20 protein-coding genes are annotated in these 17,616 nt (G+C 65.8%); 8 read left to right on the top strand and 12 right to left on the bottom strand.

What is annotated here, in order from left to right:
* Positions 1-106 precede the first annotated feature (106 nt).
* Positions 107-562, bottom strand: a complete 456-nt coding sequence (locus B9Y86_RS03385) for an SRPBCC family protein (protein ID WP_085482909.1) — start codon at positions 560-562, stop codon at positions 107-109.
* A 134-nt stretch (positions 563-696) separates the two neighbouring features.
* Between B9Y86_RS03385 and B9Y86_RS03390 the strand changes: the two genes are divergently transcribed.
* The gene (locus B9Y86_RS03390) at positions 697-1,578 is read left to right on the top strand and encodes an endonuclease/exonuclease/phosphatase family protein (RefSeq protein WP_085482911.1); all 882 of its coding nucleotides are present in this window, start codon (positions 697-699) and stop codon (positions 1,576-1,578) included.
* A gap of 170 nt (positions 1,579-1,748) precedes the next feature.
* On the opposite strand, the gene B9Y86_RS03395 is transcribed toward B9Y86_RS03390, so the two are convergent.
* Complete coding sequence (locus B9Y86_RS03395; RefSeq protein WP_085482913.1) at positions 1,749-2,624, bottom strand: hypothetical protein; 876 nt, start codon at positions 2,622-2,624, stop codon at positions 1,749-1,751.
* 173 nt (positions 2,625-2,797) lie between these two features.
* Here B9Y86_RS03395 and B9Y86_RS03400 point away from each other — a divergent pair, with 173 nt between their 5' ends.
* Entirely contained in the window at positions 2,798-3,340 is a 543-nt protein-coding gene (locus B9Y86_RS03400) for an SseB family protein (RefSeq protein ID WP_085482915.1), read from the top strand.
* Here B9Y86_RS03400 and B9Y86_RS03405 read toward each other — a convergent pair.
* A complete protein-coding gene (locus B9Y86_RS03405) occupies positions 3,294-4,124 on the bottom strand; it encodes a GDSL-type esterase/lipase family protein (RefSeq protein ID WP_139824707.1) in 831 nt (276 codons plus the stop codon). The genes B9Y86_RS03400 and B9Y86_RS03405 overlap by 47 nt on opposite strands.
* 36 nt (positions 4,125-4,160) lie before the next feature.
* Complete coding sequence (locus B9Y86_RS03410) at positions 4,161-4,850, bottom strand: endonuclease/exonuclease/phosphatase family protein (RefSeq protein WP_085482917.1); 690 nt, start codon at positions 4,848-4,850, stop codon at positions 4,161-4,163.
* Positions 4,851-5,098: 248 nt separating this feature from the next.
* Between B9Y86_RS03410 and B9Y86_RS03415 the strand changes: the two genes are divergently transcribed.
* From B9Y86_RS03415 to B9Y86_RS03425, 3 genes are all read left to right on the top strand, one after another.
* The gene (locus B9Y86_RS03415) at positions 5,099-6,109 is read left to right on the top strand and encodes an LLM class flavin-dependent oxidoreductase (RefSeq protein ID WP_176223242.1); all 1,011 of its coding nucleotides are present in this window, start codon (positions 5,099-5,101) and stop codon (positions 6,107-6,109) included.
* A 36-nt stretch (positions 6,110-6,145) separates the two neighbouring features.
* Complete coding sequence (locus B9Y86_RS03420) at positions 6,146-6,718, top strand: P-loop NTPase family protein (protein ID WP_085482921.1); 573 nt, start codon at positions 6,146-6,148, stop codon at positions 6,716-6,718.
* Positions 6,719-6,829: 111 nt separating this feature from the next.
* Positions 6,830-7,186, top strand: a complete 357-nt coding sequence (locus tag B9Y86_RS03425) for a nuclear transport factor 2 family protein (RefSeq protein WP_085482923.1) — start codon at positions 6,830-6,832, stop codon at positions 7,184-7,186.
* A gap of 86 nt (positions 7,187-7,272) precedes the next feature.
* Here the strand turns inward: B9Y86_RS03425 and B9Y86_RS03430 are convergent, their stop codons facing one another.
* Entirely contained in the window at positions 7,273-7,833 is a 561-nt protein-coding gene (locus B9Y86_RS03430) for a dihydrofolate reductase family protein (RefSeq protein ID WP_085482925.1), read from the bottom strand.
* Positions 7,834-7,925: 92 nt separating this feature from the next.
* Here B9Y86_RS03430 and B9Y86_RS03435 point away from each other — a divergent pair, with 92 nt between their 5' ends.
* Entirely contained in the window at positions 7,926-8,210 is a 285-nt protein-coding gene (locus B9Y86_RS03435) for a DUF1905 domain-containing protein (RefSeq protein WP_085482927.1), read from the top strand.
* A 48-nt stretch (positions 8,211-8,258) separates the two neighbouring features.
* On the top strand, positions 8,259-8,855 hold the full coding sequence (locus tag B9Y86_RS03440) for a hypothetical protein (protein ID WP_085482929.1): 597 nt from the start codon (positions 8,259-8,261) through the stop codon (positions 8,853-8,855).
* Positions 8,856-8,946: 91 nt separating this feature from the next.
* Here B9Y86_RS03440 and B9Y86_RS03445 read toward each other — a convergent pair whose 3' ends face one another.
* The 7 genes from B9Y86_RS03445 to B9Y86_RS03475 form a co-directional block, all read right to left on the bottom strand.
* Positions 8,947-9,321 carry a VOC family protein gene (locus B9Y86_RS03445; RefSeq protein WP_085482931.1) on the bottom strand — a complete coding sequence of 125 codons (375 nt, stop codon included), beginning with the start codon at positions 9,319-9,321 and terminating at the stop codon, positions 8,947-8,949.
* Between the two features lie 49 nt (positions 9,322-9,370).
* Positions 9,371-9,814, bottom strand: coding sequence for an SRPBCC family protein (locus B9Y86_RS03450; RefSeq protein WP_085482933.1), 444 nt, complete (start codon positions 9,812-9,814; stop codon positions 9,371-9,373).
* A gap of 80 nt (positions 9,815-9,894) precedes the next feature.
* Positions 9,895-10,833: a carbohydrate ABC transporter permease gene (locus tag B9Y86_RS03455; protein ID WP_085482935.1), complete on the bottom strand. Its 939-nt coding sequence runs from the start codon at positions 10,831-10,833 to the stop codon at positions 9,895-9,897.
* A complete protein-coding gene (locus B9Y86_RS03460) occupies positions 10,830-11,777 on the bottom strand; it encodes a carbohydrate ABC transporter permease (RefSeq protein ID WP_085482937.1) in 948 nt (315 codons plus the stop codon). Before B9Y86_RS03460 ends, B9Y86_RS03455 begins: the two co-directional genes overlap by 4 nt.
* Positions 11,778-11,839: 62 nt before the next feature.
* Positions 11,840-13,192 (bottom strand): ABC transporter substrate-binding protein, encoded by a 1,353-nt coding sequence (locus B9Y86_RS03465; RefSeq protein WP_085483764.1) that lies wholly within the window; start codon positions 13,190-13,192, stop codon positions 11,840-11,842.
* Between the two features lie 40 nt (positions 13,193-13,232).
* Positions 13,233-15,341 (bottom strand): beta-galactosidase, encoded by a 2,109-nt coding sequence (locus B9Y86_RS03470; RefSeq protein ID WP_085482939.1) that lies wholly within the window; start codon positions 15,339-15,341, stop codon positions 13,233-13,235.
* Positions 15,342-15,464: 123 nt separating this feature from the next.
* Complete coding sequence (locus tag B9Y86_RS03475; protein ID WP_085482942.1) at positions 15,465-16,463, bottom strand: LacI family DNA-binding transcriptional regulator; 999 nt, start codon at positions 16,461-16,463, stop codon at positions 15,465-15,467.
* Between the two features lie 131 nt (positions 16,464-16,594).
* On the opposite strand from B9Y86_RS03475, the gene B9Y86_RS03480 reads away from it, so the two are divergent.
* Positions 16,595-17,614, top strand: coding sequence for an SDR family oxidoreductase (locus B9Y86_RS03480; RefSeq protein ID WP_085482944.1), 1,020 nt, complete (start codon positions 16,595-16,597; stop codon positions 17,612-17,614).
* Positions 17,615-17,616 lie beyond the last annotated feature (2 nt).

The following is a 17,616-nucleotide window of genomic DNA, read 5'->3' on the forward strand; positions in this document are numbered from 1 at the left end:
AAGTAGAAGGCGCCCATTCAGCGTAGGGGGTGAACCAACGCCTTCTACTCATTCAAAGATAAGGATTACTCAGCTCTTTGTCCACTCGGGGCAGAGCAGGCTCAGATCAGGCCTGAACCTCGCCGCGCCAGGCACCATCGGGGTGCTCGGTCGACTCGATGTATTCCTTGAAGTTCTTCAGGTCTTTCTTCACCGCGTGGCCACCGACGCCCACGGCCGAGCCGAGCTTCTCGAGCAGGCCCTTCGGCTCCCAGTCGAGCTGAACTGTGACGCGGGTCTCGGTGTCGGCGAGCTTGTGGAACGTGACGACGCCGGCGTGGTCGACCTCACCGCCGGTGCTGTTCCAGGCGACGCGCTCGTCGGGGTGCTGTTCGGTGATGTTGGCCTCGAAGGTGCGCTCGACTCCTGCGACGCTCACCTTCCACTCGGTGAGAGTGTCGGTCACCTGCTGGATGGACTCGACCTCGTCGAGAAACTTGGGAAACTCCTCGAACTGCGTCCACTGGTTGTAGGCGACAGAGACGGGAACAGAAACGTCGACGGTCTCGATGATCTGGGGCATAAAAGTAACTCCTTGTATTGCGGTATCAGCTTGTCCGTACGCTCTCGACGTTACGTCGCCGCGCGCAACACGAGACCCCCCTTGACTCGCGGCGCATCCCGCAGCAATCGGGCAGCGCGGCCTACGCTGGCCCCATGACTGACGCCCCGATCTTCGGCCAGGCCCACGCACCCGATCTGCATGTGATGACCTACAACATCCGGCGTCGAATGCGACAGAACGCCCCCGGCAGCCCCGATCTGTGGTCGAAGCGTCAGCCGCTGCTGCGGCAGCTCATCTCGCGCGAGCGCCCCACCGTGCTCGCCACCCAGGAGGCCCTGCCCGATCAGGCCCTCTTCATCTCTGCGGTGCTCGGCCCGCACTATCGGCGCATCGGCTACGGCCGCAACGCCGACGGCACCGGCGAGGGATGCCCGCTCTTCTACGACTCCCGTCGACTGCACCTCGAGAGCTGGCGACAGATCGCCCTGTCAGAGACACCGGATGTCGCGGGGTCGCGCTCGTGGGGAAACCTGATTCCGCGCGTGGCCGTCGTCGCGCGCTTCATCGACGTGAAGACCCACGAACCTCTTCGCGTGGTGAGCACGCACTTCGATCACATCTCGAGGCGGGCTCGCCTGCGCTCGGCCGAGCAGCTCGCGGCGATCGCCTCATCGAGCGACGAGTCGATCATCGTGATGGGCGACATGAACACCGATGTCGGCACGGTTCCCTACGACGCGATCGTCGGCGACGCCGGGCCCCTCGTGGATGCCTGGAGCGCGGCGGGCGTTCGGCTCACCGCCCCGTGGGGCACGTTCTCGAACTACCGGGCACCGAAGACAGGCACCAAACGCATCGACTGGATCCTTGTGAGCCCCGACCTCGAGGTGCGCGAGGCGGCGATCAATGCCTCGCGTTTCGATGGCGCAGCCGCATCCGATCATGAGCCGGTGCAAGTGATGCTACGCCGACGCGCAGACCCGGCGGGCGAGGTCGTTAAAAAGATGAGGAGCGCCGGATCTATTGGGGGTTGAACCGGCGCTCGCTCGATCTAAAACTATGTGCTTCGACGGCTCGGTTCTAGGTTATTGAAGATTTTTCACCCCTCTTTTCACCCCCCTGGTGGGTGGTTTCGAGGCGCACGTGAATTCGATGCGCCGCTTGGTTTCGATACGCTCGTTCCTCGCTACTCAACCAGCGCAGCTCAGCCGAGGCGGTCTAGGCGCTCCTGGGCCTGTTTCGCCCGCTTCTTGGCCTGCACTTCAGCGCGCTCGGCCGCCTTCCTGTCGCGCTCGCCGACCTGGATGTCGTGATAGACATGCGCCAGATCCGACTCCACTCCGCGAAGCTGCTCTTCGATCTCGGTTCGTTCGGCCTCGAGCTCGGCGCGCCGACTCGCGAGGTCGCCGAGTGCGCCCGCGAGGTCGTTCACCGATTGATGGGCCGTCGCCACGTCGTCGAGCGCGCTCCAAGCCGCGGCCTCCGCAGCCTTGCGCTCGCGCTCGCTGACCTCGGGGTCGGCTCTGGATGCCCGTGGGCGCGCCGCCCGGGCCCGTCGCCCCATCGAGACACCCTCTGGCGGCAGCGCGGCGGCACCCTCGAGCCGCACCGGCTCCCACCCCGTGACCGCGAGCCCGCGAACCAGAAGCCCGTCGCGCACCAGCGCGGCGGCATCCGGGTCTGTCATCGCAGCCTGCAGGGTCTGCGTCACCTCGATCATGGCCGAGCCGCTCAGAGTGACGCCGGCGCCATCGGCGAGCTCACGGGTGCGAGCCGACGCCCGAGACAGCAGCTTCTGCCGCTCGGCGCCAAGCGAGCGCAGGGCGACCGGATCGCTGTTCTCTTGCGCGTCGCGCAGCCGCTCGCCGAGATCGAGCAGTTCATCGAAGATCGTCGGATCTTCACGCACCAGCGTGCTGACCGCCCAGGCAGTGGCCTGCGCCCGAGGCAAGCGTTTGATGGCCGCGGCATCCGACCGCTGCGACGCCTCGCGCGCAGCCTGATTGCGAGCAGACGTGAACTCGGCGGGCGGCAGCTCGTAGAGCGCCTTCGCCACCCGCCGCAGTTCGCTCGAGGTCATGCTTCTATGTTCGCGCATCGGGAGCGCGCACGGGCCCGTGCGCTGATTGAGTAGCCGCGCGACGAAGGAGCCGGCGTATCGAAATCACCTCAGCGTGGTTTCGATACGCTCGTTCCTCGCTACTCAACCAGCGCAAACAGCGGGAGGCCAGGAGGCCTCATTAGGGTTGAACGGTGACCGACTCCAGTGACTCCGCCGACTTCGATGCCCGACTCGCCGCCGACCCCGTGCACAACGAACTCGAGCAGGCGCTTCTCGATGGCATTCGTGGTGAGGTGCGGCAGACGGTCTTCATCTCGGCATTCCTGACCACGCCCGTGTTCGCGCTGAGCCGCACCGAGACAGCCGCCGACGCCACCTCGGGCTTCAGCCCCCTCGTGCTCAGCACCGTCGGAGGCGCCCCGATGCTGCCGCTCTTCACCGACCTCGCGCGCGTTCCGGCTGAATACCTCGAGGTCGCGCCGCACACGGTCGCCCTCACCGGAGGACGTTTCGTGGCCAGCGTCGCCGACGAGGTGGGCATGGTGGTCAACCCGGGGCATCCGATCGGCTTCGAGCTGTCGCCCGAAGCGCTGGCCGCGATCAGACGCGACTTCGCCGAGTCGCAGCAGGCCCAGCCTCCGCCTCGCATCCGCGCATCCGCGCCCGCGCCCGCGCCCCGCGGCGCGCTCAGGACCTCGGCAGCTCGGCCAGCTGGCCGAGGCGCCCCGCGATAATGCCGGGCAGCTGAGCGAGCACCTCGTTCGCCTGCCTGGTGGCGCCCTCGAGATTCGCGTGCTTGCCGTCGTCTGAGGTGCCCGCCAGCCACCGGCCACCGGCGTCGGCGACCGGGGTGTAGACATCCAGAATCGCGATGCCGGCCTGCCGGGCAGCGCCCGTCAGCAGCCGATTCAGCTCGATCACCTTGCTGCCGACCTGGCTCGACGGCGGCACGAGAACCGCGATCGGGGTCGAGCCGCGCTCGCGCACGCCTGCCCAGAGGGCCTCGATGTCTGACGCGGCCCGGGCGGGCGAGCTGCCGGCGAGCAGGTCGTTGGTTCCGGCCTGCACGAGCACGTAGCCGCCCTGGGCGCCGGCCGCCGCTTCGTCGAGACCGGATGCGATGGTGTCGGCCACCGCGCCGGGTTGCGACGCGAAGGCCCCCATCGAGACGCCCGGAATAGCGTTCGCCTCGACGGTCTGCCGCCACCAGGACGCGGCGAAGTAGGCGTGCGAGTCGCTGAGCACCGAGAGCGGAACGACCTGTGTCGAGGCAGGCGTCGCGGTGGCCGTCGGTGTTGCAGGCGGTCGAGCAGTGGCGACCGCACCCACGACCAGGGTGCGCTCCCCCACTCCCGTGAACCCTGCCTCGAGAGCTGTGCCGGCGGCGGGCCAGAGCGCGACCAGCGCGGCGAGCACGACCGTGCGCCAGAACGCGCCCTTCGCAACCCGCTTCGACGCCCGGCGTGAAGCGGCTCGAGTGCCCGGTTCGCGGCGTGGCTCGCCAGATGAGGCGCTCACGGCCGGGGTGGTCGGTCTGGTCTGGTCTGGTCTCAGCTAGTCGCCGACGACCTCGGCCATGTCGTATTCGGCCTTCACGAGAATCGGCAGGTGGTCGGAGTCGCCCTGCGGAAGGGTCTTGACCTCGTCGATGCGGAACCCGTTCGAGGTGACGAAGTCGAAGTGGCCACGCACCCACTTGTAACGCATGTACGTCACGCTGTCGCTCAGCGACAGCTCGTAGCCCGAGTCCTTGATTCCAGCCCGCAGCTTGTTCTGGAACAGGGGGTAGTTGAAGTCGCCCACCATCAGAATCGGAATGTCGACGCCGATGCGCTGCAGCTCTTCGTGGGCCGCGGTGATCTGGGTTCGACGCAGAGAATTGGATGCCGTGAGCGGCGCGGCATGGAACGACGCGGCGACGAACGAGCGGTCGGTCTGGCGATCGAGAAGTCGGGCGCCGAGCAAACGCTGGGTTCCGGGCGACATCACCCGGTCGTGCATGGACTTCTTGAGCGTGAAGGTGGTGCTGTCTTCGACCGAGAAGCGCTCGGCGCGGTAGTAGAGCGCGAGACCCAGGCGGTTCTCTGTCGTGGCGTGCGACATGGTCAGGTGCCCCATGGTCGACGGGAGCGACGCGGTGTCGGCCTCTTGAACGCAGAAGATATCTGCGTCGAAGTCGTCAGTCAGGGCGGCGAGTTCGCCACTGGCACTGTTGTTCCGCAGGTTGTAACTCAAAACGCGCATTCTGGAAAGTCCTCTCGCAGTTCTGCTAGACGACAGACTATTCGTGACGGGCTGAGATTTGGATCGGTTGCGGCTGTGCCTTCGATTGTTTACGTCGACTTAACGCGCCGGTTCGCTGAACGTGTCAGCGCGTTCCACCCGCGAGCGCGGGTGTTCTCGCCGAACGCGCGGGCACAACCACCGCGCTCGGCGAGAACGCCCGCGCTCGGCGCAGGAATACGAACCGGGTTTCATGCGTTCACATACACATGAAGAAAATCGGGTTTCTCTCGTTCGGCCACTGGCAGCCCATTCCCGGGTCGCTGACTCGCACGGCGGCCGACGCGCACCTGCAGATGATCGAGCTGGCTGTCGCCGCAGAAGAGATCGGCGTCGATGGCGCCTACATGCGCGTGCACCACTTCGCGCGCCAGTTCGCCTCGCCGTTTCCGCTGCTCTCGGCCATGGCCGCCCGCACATCGAAGATCGAGCTCGGCACCGGCGTGATCGACATGCGCTACGAGAACCCTCTCTACATGGCAGAAGAGGCGGCGACGGCCGACCTCATCTCAGGCGGCAGACTGCAGCTTGGCGTGAGCCGGGGATCACCCGAGACCGCGCTCCGGGGCTCCGAGTCGTTCGGTTTCGTTCCGCAAGACGGCACGACGGATGCGGACCTCGCCCGCGCGCACACCGAGCTCTTCCGGGCCGCGATCACCGACGCTGGCGTGGCCATGAGCAATCCGCAGATGACGGGCGTGAGCCAGCCCATGGGCATCCTGCCCCAGTCGCCCGGTCTGGCCGACCGCATCTGGTGGGGGTCGGGCACACGCGCGACCGCCGTCTCGACGGCGGAGCTGGGCATGAACCTGATGAGCTCGACTCTGCTCACCGAAGACACCGGTGTGCCCTTCGGCGATCTGCAGGCCGAGCAGATCGCGCTCTACCGCGCCGCATGGAAGGACGCCGGCTGGGAACGCGAGCCGCGCGTTTCGGTGAGCCGCAGCATCCTGCCCATCACCACGGATCAGGACCGCGCCTACTTCGGCGACATGAGCCGCGACCGCGAAGACCAGGTGGGCTACCTCGACAACGGCATCGCTCGCTTCGGCAAGAGCTATGTGGGCGAGCCCGACGCGATCGTGAAGGAGCTGCTCGACGACGCGGCCGTGCGCGATGCGGATACCGTGCTCGTGACGATCCCGAACCAGTTGGGCGTCGACTACAACGCGCACCTGCTCGAGACGATCGTGAAGGACATCATGCCTGCGCTCGGCTAGCGCCCGTCGAGTCGGTGCGCCGCTATCGTGGCAGGCATGTTGAGTCCCGAGGACGCGCTTCTGCATAGGCCCCGGCGCGTGCTCATTGCCGGCGTCTCGGGGGTGGGCAAGACGACTCTCGCCGCGCGGGTAGGCCGGATGCTCGACATTCCGCACACGGAGATCGATGCACTTTTCCACGGGCCCGGCTGGGTTCCGCGCGAGGAGTTCCTCAACGACGTTCGTCTGCTGGTGTCGCACGAGACGTGGGTGACCGAGTGGCAGTACTCGTCAGCCCGACGCACGCTCGCCGAAAAGGCCGATCTCCTCGTGTGGTTGGACCTGCCATTTCTGACTGTGACCTTTCCCCGAGTCATCAGGCGAACCCTCAGGAGGCGACTCAAGCGCGAGAAGCTCTGGAACGGAAATATCGAAGGTCCGCTCTCCACGTTCTTCACCGACCCGGAACACATTGTGAGATGGGCCTGGTCGACGCGACACAAGTACCGCGAACTGATTCCCGAGGTGGAGTCGGAGTTCGCCCACCTCACGGTGGTGCGTCTGCGGTCGAAGCGTGACATCGAACACTGGCTGGCCCAGCTGCAGAAGGCATACGCCGACCCTCGATAATTGCTATCGAGAGTGCAGTTTCTGTCGGTCGTCGACCCCGAGACGGGCGAGAACTGCTCACTCGAGTTGAGATGGCCCAGGGCGTCTACCGTCGATCCGTAGTCTGGGTTCATGGACGACCTCATCGATGCCGCCTGGCAGGGCGAGGAGGCTTTGCTATCGATGGGCGTGCGAAGCGATGCCGATCGGCTTAGCGAGCTGCTCGCATCCGATTTCTATGAGATCGGGCAGTCTGGGCGGCGCTGGAGCCGCGACGAGATCATCGACTCGCTGGTCGCCGAGGGCGACGAGCATCCGGATGCCGAGCTGACGGAGCGCGAAGCAGTGCTCATCGGCGTCGACACCGTGCTGCTGTCGTATCGCCTCGAGTTCGTCGCTCGTAGCAGTCGTCGGTCATCGCTCTGGCGATGGGATGGCCGCCGCATGAGGTGTTTCTTTCACCAGGGCACCCCGCTGCCGACGGGCTGAGGGGTGCACACGGTGGTCTCGATACGGCCGCGGGCGGCCTACTCGACCAGCGCAGATCAGCGCGGATCAGCGCGGATCAGCGCGGATCAGCGGCGCACGCGGTGGCGGAGGTACGCGACGCCCGAATCGAACGCGCGTGTCTCGAGCAGTTCGAGGTCGACGCGGTTCTCGTCGCGAGCGAAGAACGGCAAGCCTCCCCCGACCAGCACGGGATAGACCCTCATGTAGTACTCGTCGATCAGGCCGAGAGTAGCGGCCTGGGCTGCGAGAGTGGCGCCGCCGATGGCGATGTCGCCATCGGCCGGCTCGGCGCGGAGACGCGCGATCTCATCGGCAAGGCCTGAATCAGCCAGACGCGCGTTGCCTCGAACCGTCGACAGCGTTGTGGAGAAGACCACCTTCGGCAACGCGTTCCAGAGATTGACCCACTCCTGCACCGGGGCCGCGAGCGCAGCCACATCGACGGTCTCCCAGTAGAGCATCGCCTCGTAAAGGTGCCTGCCCATGAGATGCACCCCGACGTCGCGGATCTCGTCGAGCGCGATGTCGAAGACCTCGTCGCTCAGACCGGGCCAGTCGAAGTCGCCATCCGGCCCCCGCACGAAGCCGTCGAGCGACACGCTCATCGAATAGGTCACGCGGCGCATGGGGTCTCCCGTTCTTCGCCTGTGCGCTCGATATTACGACCGTCGACGCCAAATCGCTCGCGACAGAACACACCGCCTCGATACCCTGAGATATGGCTACCAACGAGGCGAGCAGAGTCGAGTTCGATTCGACGATCGGTGTCGATGTCAAAGGCGAGACCTGGAGTTGCGTCGAGATTCCCGACTCGGTCGTGCTCTTCGGAACCGGTCGGAGTGTTCGTGTCGACGCACTGATCGACGGGGTCGCTCTCGAGAATGTCGGGGCCATGCCCACGGGCGCAAACGGTCATATGGTGTCGGTGAGCGCCAAAGTTCGCAAAGCCCTCGGCAAAGATGTGGGCGACGACGTGCATGTGGTGATCGTCAAACGCGCGTAGCCCGCGATGAACGCAGCACATGCGCCAACACAGAAAGAGAGTCGAGTTATGACTGACGTCCGAAGTCGCGCGTGGCTGTGGGGCGGAATCGCCTTGATCGCCTCGGCCATTGTGCAGTTCGCGCTTCCGTCAACTCTGAGAGGCAGCAGCCTCATCGGCGCGCTGCTCATCGCCGCGGGACTCATGCTCTTCGCGTTCGGCGGAGGTGTCCGCCGCAACATCTTCGGCGGCCACGTACTCGGGGCCGTAGGCGCGGTTCTGCTCGCAGTGTTGCTGATCACCACGAACATCGTGAATCTCTTCCCCGACTTCGGCGGTCCCGCCTGGAATCAGGAGTGGGTGGGTTCGGTCGTGGGATTTGCCCGGCTGGCTCTATCGATCATCGTCGTCGTTCAGGTCGGCAGGTCGTCCGAGCTCTCGAGCCCGTGGCGATGGGCTCCCGTCTGGGCCGTGCTCGCGCAGGAGTTCAGTTGGGTCATATTCCAGGTCGGCCTCATCAACGCAGGAAACACCGCGAACGGTCCGGGCCTGTGGGTCACATCGTTCTCCGCCGTCGTTGCTGCCTCCGTTCCGATCTTCATCGGCGTGCTCGCGATCGTTACCTCCGTCGCGAGGCAGCCAACTGCGCAGCCTGCCCCCGCTTAGAGCTCCGAAGAGCGCAGTAGTCCCCACTGCGGGCAGAAAGTACCCGCGCACCGGTACCAACTGTCCGCAGCGGGGACTACTGAGAGGGGCGCTACTTCGCCTGGCCTATGCCGAGCGCGTTGCCGTCGGGGTCGATCAGATAGGCCACCCAGGCATCGCCCTGGTCGGCGATGCCATCGACCGTCTTCAGCTCATCGGTGTCGTAGTTCTCGGGCTCGACGCCGCGGTGCTTCAACTCCTCGAGCTCGGCACGCAGGTCGAGAACCCGCCATTCAGCCTGAGTCTGCTCGTCTTTCGTGCCGACGGTCGAGGCGGTCACCTTGAGCCGGGTGTTGCCCGAGGAATAGGTGATGGCGGTGTCTGTGGCCTCGATCACGTCGAGGCCGAGGCGCTTCTCGTAGAACTCGCGCGAGGCATCCAGGTCTTTGGAGAGCAGCACAACGTCGACGGGGTGGTCTTTCAGCATGGGTGGAGCCTTTCGATCGGTGGTGTGAGTCCGCAGCAAACGTCGGCAGCTACTTGCCGTCGGCCTTTCCCTCTGCGATGTACGCGAGCCGCCGCAGAGTTTCGACGTTGCGCACGTAGAGTCCGATGTCGAGCAGCGCTGGCGGAACGTATTTTCCCGGGCCGGCGACGGCCTTCTCGATGATCCGCACGACGCATCCGGTGCCCCGCGGTTTCACGTCGATCTGCACAGACGCCTCGCCGATCGGCCAGCCCTTGGCGACGATGAGCATGTGCCGGGGCGGATCCCACTCGTGCATCGTCGTCTCGTCATCGATCACCGCGGGCCACGAGCCGAACGAGTGATGCAGATGCGAGCCCTCCGCGGGCCACGCCTTCTCGACATCGCGCATGCGCGACGAGCCCACCACCCACGTCGGAAACAGCCATCCGTCGGCGAGCACGGCGAAGACATCCTCGGGCGAACAGGCCATGAGTCTCACGTTTGTCGACATGAGTCCCAAGCATTCAGCATCAGCCAACTGTCGTCTAGGCCCCTCGGCGCCGAAACCGTCACACGCCCGGAGCGATCTGATCAGCCCTTCACACCGCCCGTGCTGAGGCCGGACTGCCAGTAGCGCTGCAGGAACAGGAACGCCACGACAAGGGGAATGATCGATACGAACGACCCCGTCAGCACAGTGGAGAACAGCACCTGGGCGCCGCCGCCGCCGGTTGCCGCCTGCTGCCATTGAGCCAACCCGACCGTGGCCGGGAATAGAGCGGGGTTGTTGAGCATGATCAGCGGTAGGAAATAGTTGTTCCACGTCGACACGAGGGCGAACAGCAGGACGGTGACAATACCTGGCGCCAGCAGGCGCGACGCGATGGTCGTGAAGATGCGGAACTCTCCGGCGCCATCGATACGCGCAGCCTCGATCAGGCTGTCGTCGACCGCATCCGCGGCGTAGACCCTGATCAGGTAGACGCCGAAGGGGCTGACGAGGGACGGCAGGATTATGGCCCACGGGGTGTCCACCAGGTTCGCAGCGCTGAACAGCAGATACGTCGGGATGGCGAGCGCCGTGAGCGGCACCATCACAGCGCCCAGGATGAGCGCGAACACGAACGAGCGGCCCTTGAAGACGTACTTCGCGAGCGCGTAGCCGCACATGGTCGCGAGCAGCGCGGCCCCGACGGCGCTCGTGATGGCATAGAGCGCGGTGTTGCCCATCCACCTCACGAAGATTCCATCTTGGAAGGTGAACAGCTGACCCACGTTGTCGAAGAGCGCGAATGTCTGGCCGAACCACAGCCCGAAGGTGCTGAAGAGGTCTCCGTTCGTCTTCGTCGACGACAGAAAGAGCCAGACCAGCGGCAGCAGGAAGTACGCGAGCGTCATCCACAGGATGATCGTGAGCACCGAACTGCGGCGTTTGTCGCGCTCGACAGGCCTCTTGCCGCGCGCCCGCGCGGCCTCCTTGCGGCTCGGCACCGCCGAGGAGACGAAGGGGGATGGTGTGGCGACGGTCACGACAAACGCTCCTTGCGTGCGGTGGCGAGCTGCACCACGTAGCTGATGATCATGATGAGGAAGCCGAGCAGGAACGCGATCGCCGCCGCGTAGTTGATGTCCTGGTTTTTGAAGGCCACGTTGTAGGCATAGAGGTTCGGCGAGAAATCGGATCCGATGGCGTTCGGCGCGATCGAGTACAGCAGGTTGGGCTCGTTGAACAGCTGGAACGATCCGATGACCGAGAAGATGATCGTGAGCATGATGGCCGGCCGGATGGCCGGGATCTTGATGCTCCAGGCCGTGCGCCAGGCCCCCGCCCCGTCGATCTCGGCGGCCTCGTACATCTCGGTCGGAACCGAGCGCAGCGCCGCGTAGAGCACGATCATGTTGTAGCCGATGAACTCCCAGCTCACGATGTTCATCGTGCTGCCGAGGATGTTCTGCGGCGAGAGCAGGGTCGGGGCGTCGAGACCCACCGCGCGGAACAGCTGCGCGATAAGGCCGGAGTCGGTGCCGTAGAGATAACCCCACATGAGTGTGGCCACCACGCCGGGAACGGCGTACGGAACGAAGATCGCGAGCCGCACGAACTTGCCGCCCTTGACGCGGCCTGTATCGAGGGCGAGCGCGATAAAGAGGGCGATCACCAGCATGATCGGCACCTGAACGAACAGGAACATGGCCACACGGCCGAGACCGGCCCAGAAGCTGGGATCCTGCAGCGCCCTCGTGTAGTTGGCGAGGCCGGAGAAGACCTCGCCGCCGACCAGCTGGGAGGTGAAGGTGCTGAGGTACCCGGCGTAGCCGAGGGGCACCAGGAACATGGCGGCGAAGACGATCAGGAAGGGAACGATCAGCGCCCAGGCCGCGAAGAGCTGTGGGCGTCGGATGGTGCTGCGTCGCGCCGGCGCAGCGGAGGCGCGCGACGGTGAGGTACGTCGAAGAGGGGGTGCGGCGGACATGTGGCTCCTTCATTAGGCCGGAAGGGTGCCGGCCGGCCGCGGCCGGCACCCCTCGATAAGCACTACTTGACCGTGAAGCCCTGCTGCTTCGCGTAAGCGACGACAGCGTCCTGCCAGGCGGTGAGCGCCGACGACATGTCGGCCTTGTCGGCGATGGCCGTGCCGAGCGTGTCGTTGAAGCTCGAATAGACGTAGTCCATGAACGGCAGCCATTGGAAGTCGGTGCTGACGGTGTCGGAGACTCCCGCAAACAGCTCATTCACCTTCTGGCCGCCGTAGAACTCGGACGCCTGGCCGGTGAAATCCGGGCTGGTCAGGGTGTCCGTGGTGGTCGGGAACAGGAACTGCTTGTTCGCGAACGTCAGGGTCGACTCGGCGTCGCCGTTGAGGAACTTCGAGAACTCGGCGGCGGCGATGGGGTTCTTCGTGCCGGTGATCACGGCGTCGGACGAACCGCCCCAGTTGCCCGAGACGTCGTCGCCCGCGTTCCACTGCGGGATCTTGGCCGCGGTCCATTTGCCGCTCGTGTTGGCCGCCGTTCCCTGCAGGAACACGGGGCCCCAGGCCGCGGTCTGCCAGCTGGCGTACTTGCCCGACGAGAAGCCCTGATACCAGGCATCGTTGAAGTCGGCATCGGTGGACACCAGATCTTTGTCGATCAGGTCCTGCCAGAACTTCACGACCTTCTGCGTGGCGGCGGAGTCGAGGTCGATGCCGACCGTCTTGTCACCGTCGTAGCTGAACGGTTTGGCCCCGGCCTGCCAGAACAGTCCTACGACCTGGCCGGGGTCGTTGCCCGGGAGGTTCGATATGTACGAGCCCGTCTTGTCTTTGATCGTCTGCGCATCGGAGGCGAAGTCGGCCCATGTGGCCGGGGCCTGCGAGAGACCGGCGGCGCTGTAGATGTCGGAGCGATACAGGTTGCCGAGCGGCCCCGAGTCCTGCGGTATAGACCAGACGCCCTTGTCGTCGGCAACCTGGTTCCACACCCAGTCGACGTACTTCGACTTGAGCTCGTCCCCGCCGTAGGGCTGCAGGTTGACGAGGCTGTTCGTCTGACGGAACGACGGGATGTATTGGTATTCGATCTGCGCGACATCCGGTGCACCCTTGCCGGCCTTCAGCGCCGTGCGCAGCTTCGGGTACTGCACCGTGCCTGTTCCGACGTTCACGACCTCGACCTTGATGGCTGGGTACTTGGCCTCGAACAAGTCGACCTCCTGCTGGATGTCGGGCACCCAGGTCCAGAACGTCAGCGTCGTCGGAGTCTGCATCGCCTTGTCGATGTCGGCCTGCGAAACGGCCGCGGTCGTCGAGCCGGCGTTGCCGCCCGCTGATGGGGTGCATCCGCTGAGGATAAGTGTCGACGCGACCGCGAGGGACACGAGCGTCGTTGCTGCGTGAGTTCTTTTCATCATCAAATCTTTCGTGGGTAGGTGGAGGTGGACGGTGGTGCTACTCGCCGACGACGACGCGTTCGAAAACGCGGGCGGCCCGACGGGCGAGGGTCAGGGGCGCGCCGGCCGAGAAGATCTCGCCGGTCTCGAGGTCGCGCACGGCGGCGGGGGGCACAACGACGGCTTCCTCGCCGGACCAATTCGACACGAACACCACGCTCGCGAGGCTCGGGCGCGACGCGGTCGTCACCGTCACCGGGATCGGCGCAGACCAGAGCGCGGCGGCAGCATCCGGAACGAGCCAGCGGGCCAGCGACCTCGACAACTCGGGGTTGGGCACGGTGGCGACGTAGGTCACGCGTCCGGCACCGGATGCACGGGTCGTCACGACCGGGCCGGTTCCGATCTCAGACTCGGGCAGGCTCACCAGCACGTCTGCGCCATCGAGCAGAACGACGTCGGCCCAACGGGTGGCGGCGGATCCGTCTTCGAGGGTGATCTCCCCCTCTGCCTCGGCCAGCACGGCCGTCGGCTCGTCGAGATTCGTGTATTCCTCATACCGGATGCCTGCGGGCCCAGCCAGGACGGCCGGCGCCGCAACCCGACGGGCCCGGGCGAGATCGTCCCCGTATCCGGTGCGGATGCCCACAACGAGGTGGCCGCCCGCGGCGGCGTAGGCAGCGAGGGCCTCGAGCGTCTCGTCGGACGCGACGTACAACGCCGGGGCCACCAGTACTGGCCAGCGCTCGACGAGCTCGGCCGCGTCGAACGCGAGGAACTGCTCGACGTGCTGCACGCGCACCTGCGCACCCACCTCGGAGAGCCCGCGGTAGTGGGCATCGAAGAGCTGCGTGTACGAGTTGCGGTCGGGGCCGCCGCTCGACGTCGCGAGGGGCGGATAGGTCTCGAACGACCACTTGGTGTCGGTCGACCACAGCATCAGCACGTCGGAGTCAGGCTCCATGCCGTCGAGTGCCCCGCCGAGCGCGGCGAAGGTGGCGCCGAGGGAAGCGACCTCGCGATAGATGCGGCCGGGAACCTGGCTGTGCGGAAGAACTCCGCCCCAGTAGGTCTCCACGCCGAAGTGCAGTGTGTGCCAGTGCCAGTACTCCACCATGCGGGCGCCGCGGGCTACGAGCGCGAGCGCCGCCTGCTTGATCTGGCCGTCGAACGGAGGGTGGTTCTGCCACGGGCCTCCGATGGACTGCGCGTTCGTCTCGGTCACCAAGTAGGGGGCCTGCGCGCTCGAGAAAGCACGGTCGCCCCACTCCATCAGGGCCCAGACGCCCGTGTGCCACCAGTCGGCCTCGCGGTCGATCTCGACGCCGATCGTCAGGCCATCCTGCATCTTGTAATAGGGATTTCCCGCGGTCACATCGAGGGACTTCACCACCTGATCGTCGGCGAGCTGCGGCCGCGAGTACGACAGGCAGGTCGTGACGAACTGGTCGTCACGTGCGTACTCGCGAACCACGCCGGCCTGCCACGCGATGAGCTCGTTCGTGAGCGTGGCCTGGAACCGACGCCACTCGAGGTCGTACTGAGGCTGCGTGTTGCCATCCGGGCGCCAGAGTTCTTCGAAGCTGCCGAGACGGTGAGACCAGTACACAAGGCCCCACTCTTCGTTGAGCCGTTCGATGGTGCCGTAGCGCTCCCGAAGCCACCCGACGAAGCGCCGGAAGACCTGGTCATTGTGCGGCAGCTGGTTGCCCGGCTCGTTATCGACCTGGTACCCGACGACGGCCGGATGATCGGCGTAGCGCTCGACGATCTTGCGCACGATCCGCTCGGCGTAGAAGCGGTAGGCGGGGTGACTCTGATCCATCTCCTGCCGTGCACCCCAACCGGAACGCACGCCAGTGGGTTGTTCAGCCTCGATCTCCGGGTGCAACTTCTGCAGCCACGGAGGCACAGCGTAGGTCGGGGTTCCGAGGATGACGGAGATACCGCGGGAGTGGGCGCCGTCGAGAACGGGCTGCAGCCAGTCGAGCTCGAAATGCCCCTCGCGGGGTTCCCACGTCGACCAGACAGATTCGCCCACGCGAATCACCGTGAAGTGCGCTTCGACCATCAGGTCGAGATCCCGATCGAGGGTGCCGGGCTCCTGGTATTCGGCGTAGTACGCCGCCCCGAAGAGAATGCCCGAGTGCTGCGGAGGTTTCGTCATCGTTGACCCTATTCTCTGTAAATGTTGTCGATAACATTTGTGCTGAGATGAAACTAGTCGACGTTGCTCCGATTACGCAAGACCCTGTTCGGTAACGAATCCGTCGACGGGCCCGGAGGCAGTTCAGTCGCCGATCGGAGCGGTCGATCTGCGTTGAATCAGGCGCGGAGTGGGTGGGGTCAGTCCACCATGCGGCTGTTTGCCCTCAATCTCGGCGACAAGGGTCGACACCACGTAACGCCCCTCGAACGCGAAGTCCATGGCCACGCTCGACAGTGAGGGAACCATGTATTCGGCCTCGGGAGCGTCGTCGGTACCGATGATGCTCATATCGTCAGGCACACTGATGCCGGCCCCGGACAGCGCTGCGAGGGCACCCATCGCCATGCTGTCGTTGGCCACCGCGATTGCCGTGAACTCGCCGGCCCGACGCGCGAGTCGTGCGCCGGCCTCGTAGCCGGAGCGGGCCGACCAGTCCCCCTCGTCGTGCACCAAAACCGTGCCTCCAGCGGCAATGAACGCGTCACTGAATCCCTGGCGGCGTTCGCCCGACGCCGTCCAGACTGGAGGCCCTGCGAGGTATGCGGCACGGCGGTGGCCAAGCGCGACGAGGTGCTCTGCGGCGACCCGGCCAGCTGCAGAGTTCAGAGTCTCCCGGCCGTCGGCGCCACGTAGATCGAAATCTCGAGCCACGGGGATCGACAGCTCGCGGTCCTCGACGGCCGCACGCCCGGTCTGCGTCTGGGCCGAGAGAACGATGCCGGCGATCTGGTCCTGCAGAATCACATCGAGCGCCTCGCGCACCGACGCCTCGTCACCGCCGTCGATCGATACGATGTCGAGAACGTAGCCGAGCTCGCGCGCGGCGGCGGCGGCCCCGACGAGGGTGCGAGACGGCCCCGACTGGTCCATCCGATCCGCGAGATAGCCGATCCTGTTCGTGCGGCGCAGGCGCAAGAACCGTGCCGCCGAGTTCGGCTTGTATTCGAGCTCGGCCAGCGCACGCTCGACCTTCTCTCGCGTATTCGGTCGGATGCCCTCGAAGCCGCTGAGGTACCGACTCACCGTCTGGTGCGATACGCCCGCCCGCTCGGCCACATCGTAGATCGTGGCGGACTTCATGTCAGGAGCTTACTGACAGCGGCCGCCGCATACGCCATTACTCCGAACCTGTCGACCGGGGCGCGCTTTGGGTCGAGGTGACACACACTCGAGGGAGCGCCGGGAAATCCGTGTGCAATCGAGGGAGTGTCATGAGTCGTGGAGTAGCCGTCGTTACCGGAGGAACCGCTGGACTCGGTCGAGCGATCGTAAGGGAACTCGCCGACCGCGGATGGGACGTGGCCGTGCTCGCACGCGGCGAAGGCGGTCTTGCAGGAGCCGTGTCAGACATCCAGATTCGCGGGGGTCGCGCGCTCGGCATCAGCACGGATGTCGCCGATCGCGAAGCCGTCGAATCGGCAGCAGACCGGGTGGAATCCGAGCTCGGACCGATCGAGCTCTGGGTCAACGACGCGATGGTCGGAGTCTTCGGCGACTTTCTCACGACCGAGCCAGACGACTTCGAGCGCGCCACGCAGGTGAACTACTTCGGCTTCGTCAATGGAACCCGAGCGGCACTCTCGCGCATGGTCCCCCGCGAGCGCGGCCACGTCATTCAGATCGGGTCGGCGCTCGCGCACCGAGGTATTCCGCTGCAGGCCGCGTACTGCGGAGCGAAGCACGCCGTGAAGGGGTTCACCGAGTCGGTGACCACCGAGCTCATCCATGCCAAGAGCCCCGTGCGCATCTCCACCGTCGACATGCCCGCGCTCAACACGATCCAGTTCAACTGGGTCAAGTCGCAGCTGCCCCATCACCCGCAGCCGGTGCCCCCGATCTATCAGCCCGAAGTCGGTGCGAAGGCCGTGGCCGATGTCGCGGATCACCCGCGCCGGCGCACCTGGGTGGGCGAGCCCACCATCAAGACCGTTCTGGGCAACCGCTTCATCGCGGGGTGGCTCGACACCTACCTGGCGAAGGTCGGATACGACGGACAGCAGGCTCCTGAGAAGGTCGAGGCGATGCTGCCCAACAACCTCTACGAGCCGGCGACAGGCGACAAGGGCGCCCGCGGCATCTTCGGCAGCGACGCTCGAAATGGAAGCCCGGCGACCTGGGCGATCGGCCACCGCAAGACGATGGCCGCGGCCGCCGTCGGCCTGGGCGCCGCTGCGGCAGGGGGCGCGGCGATGGCCGCCACCGCTGTGGTTTCGCGCCTACGCCGGTCGTAGGC

The sequence above is a fragment of the Agreia pratensis genome (assembly GCF_900177685.1).
GTDB lineage: Bacteria > Actinomycetota > Actinomycetes > Actinomycetales > Microbacteriaceae > Agreia > Agreia pratensis.

What these genes read in the sequence shown, in the direction of transcription:
- B9Y86_RS03385 (WP_085482909.1), bottom strand. Translation starts at nt 562, where the DNA reads ATGCCCCAGATCATCGAGACCGTCGACGTTTCTGTTCCCGTCTCTGTC.
- B9Y86_RS03430 (WP_085482925.1), bottom strand. Translation starts at nt 7,833, where the DNA reads ATGCGCCGCGTGACCTATTCGATGAGCGTGTCGCTCGACGGCTTCGTG.
- B9Y86_RS03470 (WP_085482939.1), bottom strand. Translation starts at nt 15,341, where the DNA reads ATGACGAAACCTCCGCAGCACTCGGGCATTCTCTTCGGGGCGGCGTAC.
- B9Y86_RS03410 (WP_085482917.1), bottom strand. Translation starts at nt 4,850, where the DNA reads ATGCGCGTTTTGAGTTACAACCTGCGGAACAACAGTGCCAGTGGCGAA.
- B9Y86_RS03415 (WP_176223242.1), top strand. Translation starts at nt 5,099, where the DNA reads ATGAAGAAAATCGGGTTTCTCTCGTTCGGCCACTGGCAGCCCATTCCC.
- B9Y86_RS03465 (WP_085483764.1), bottom strand. Translation starts at nt 13,192, where the DNA reads ATGAAAAGAACTCACGCAGCAACGACGCTCGTGTCCCTCGCGGTCGCG.
- B9Y86_RS03420 (WP_085482921.1), top strand. Translation starts at nt 6,146, where the DNA reads ATGTTGAGTCCCGAGGACGCGCTTCTGCATAGGCCCCGGCGCGTGCTC.
- B9Y86_RS03440 (WP_085482929.1), top strand. Translation starts at nt 8,259, where the DNA reads ATGACTGACGTCCGAAGTCGCGCGTGGCTGTGGGGCGGAATCGCCTTG.
- B9Y86_RS03435 (WP_085482927.1), top strand. Translation starts at nt 7,926, where the DNA reads ATGGCTACCAACGAGGCGAGCAGAGTCGAGTTCGATTCGACGATCGGT.
- B9Y86_RS03480 (WP_085482944.1), top strand. Translation starts at nt 16,595, where the DNA reads ATGAGTCGTGGAGTAGCCGTCGTTACCGGAGGAACCGCTGGACTCGGT.
- B9Y86_RS03425 (WP_085482923.1), top strand. Translation starts at nt 6,830, where the DNA reads ATGGACGACCTCATCGATGCCGCCTGGCAGGGCGAGGAGGCTTTGCTA.
- B9Y86_RS03450 (WP_085482933.1), bottom strand. Translation starts at nt 9,814, where the DNA reads ATGTCGACAAACGTGAGACTCATGGCCTGTTCGCCCGAGGATGTCTTC.
- B9Y86_RS03460 (WP_085482937.1), bottom strand. Translation starts at nt 11,777, where the DNA reads ATGTCCGCCGCACCCCCTCTTCGACGTACCTCACCGTCGCGCGCCTCC.
- B9Y86_RS03445 (WP_085482931.1), bottom strand. Translation starts at nt 9,321, where the DNA reads ATGCTGAAAGACCACCCCGTCGACGTTGTGCTGCTCTCCAAAGACCTG.
- B9Y86_RS03475 (WP_085482942.1), bottom strand. Translation starts at nt 16,463, where the DNA reads ATGAAGTCCGCCACGATCTACGATGTGGCCGAGCGGGCGGGCGTATCG.
- B9Y86_RS03390 (WP_085482911.1), top strand. Translation starts at nt 697, where the DNA reads ATGACTGACGCCCCGATCTTCGGCCAGGCCCACGCACCCGATCTGCAT.
- B9Y86_RS03395 (WP_085482913.1), bottom strand. Translation starts at nt 2,624, where the DNA reads ATGACCTCGAGCGAACTGCGGCGGGTGGCGAAGGCGCTCTACGAGCTG.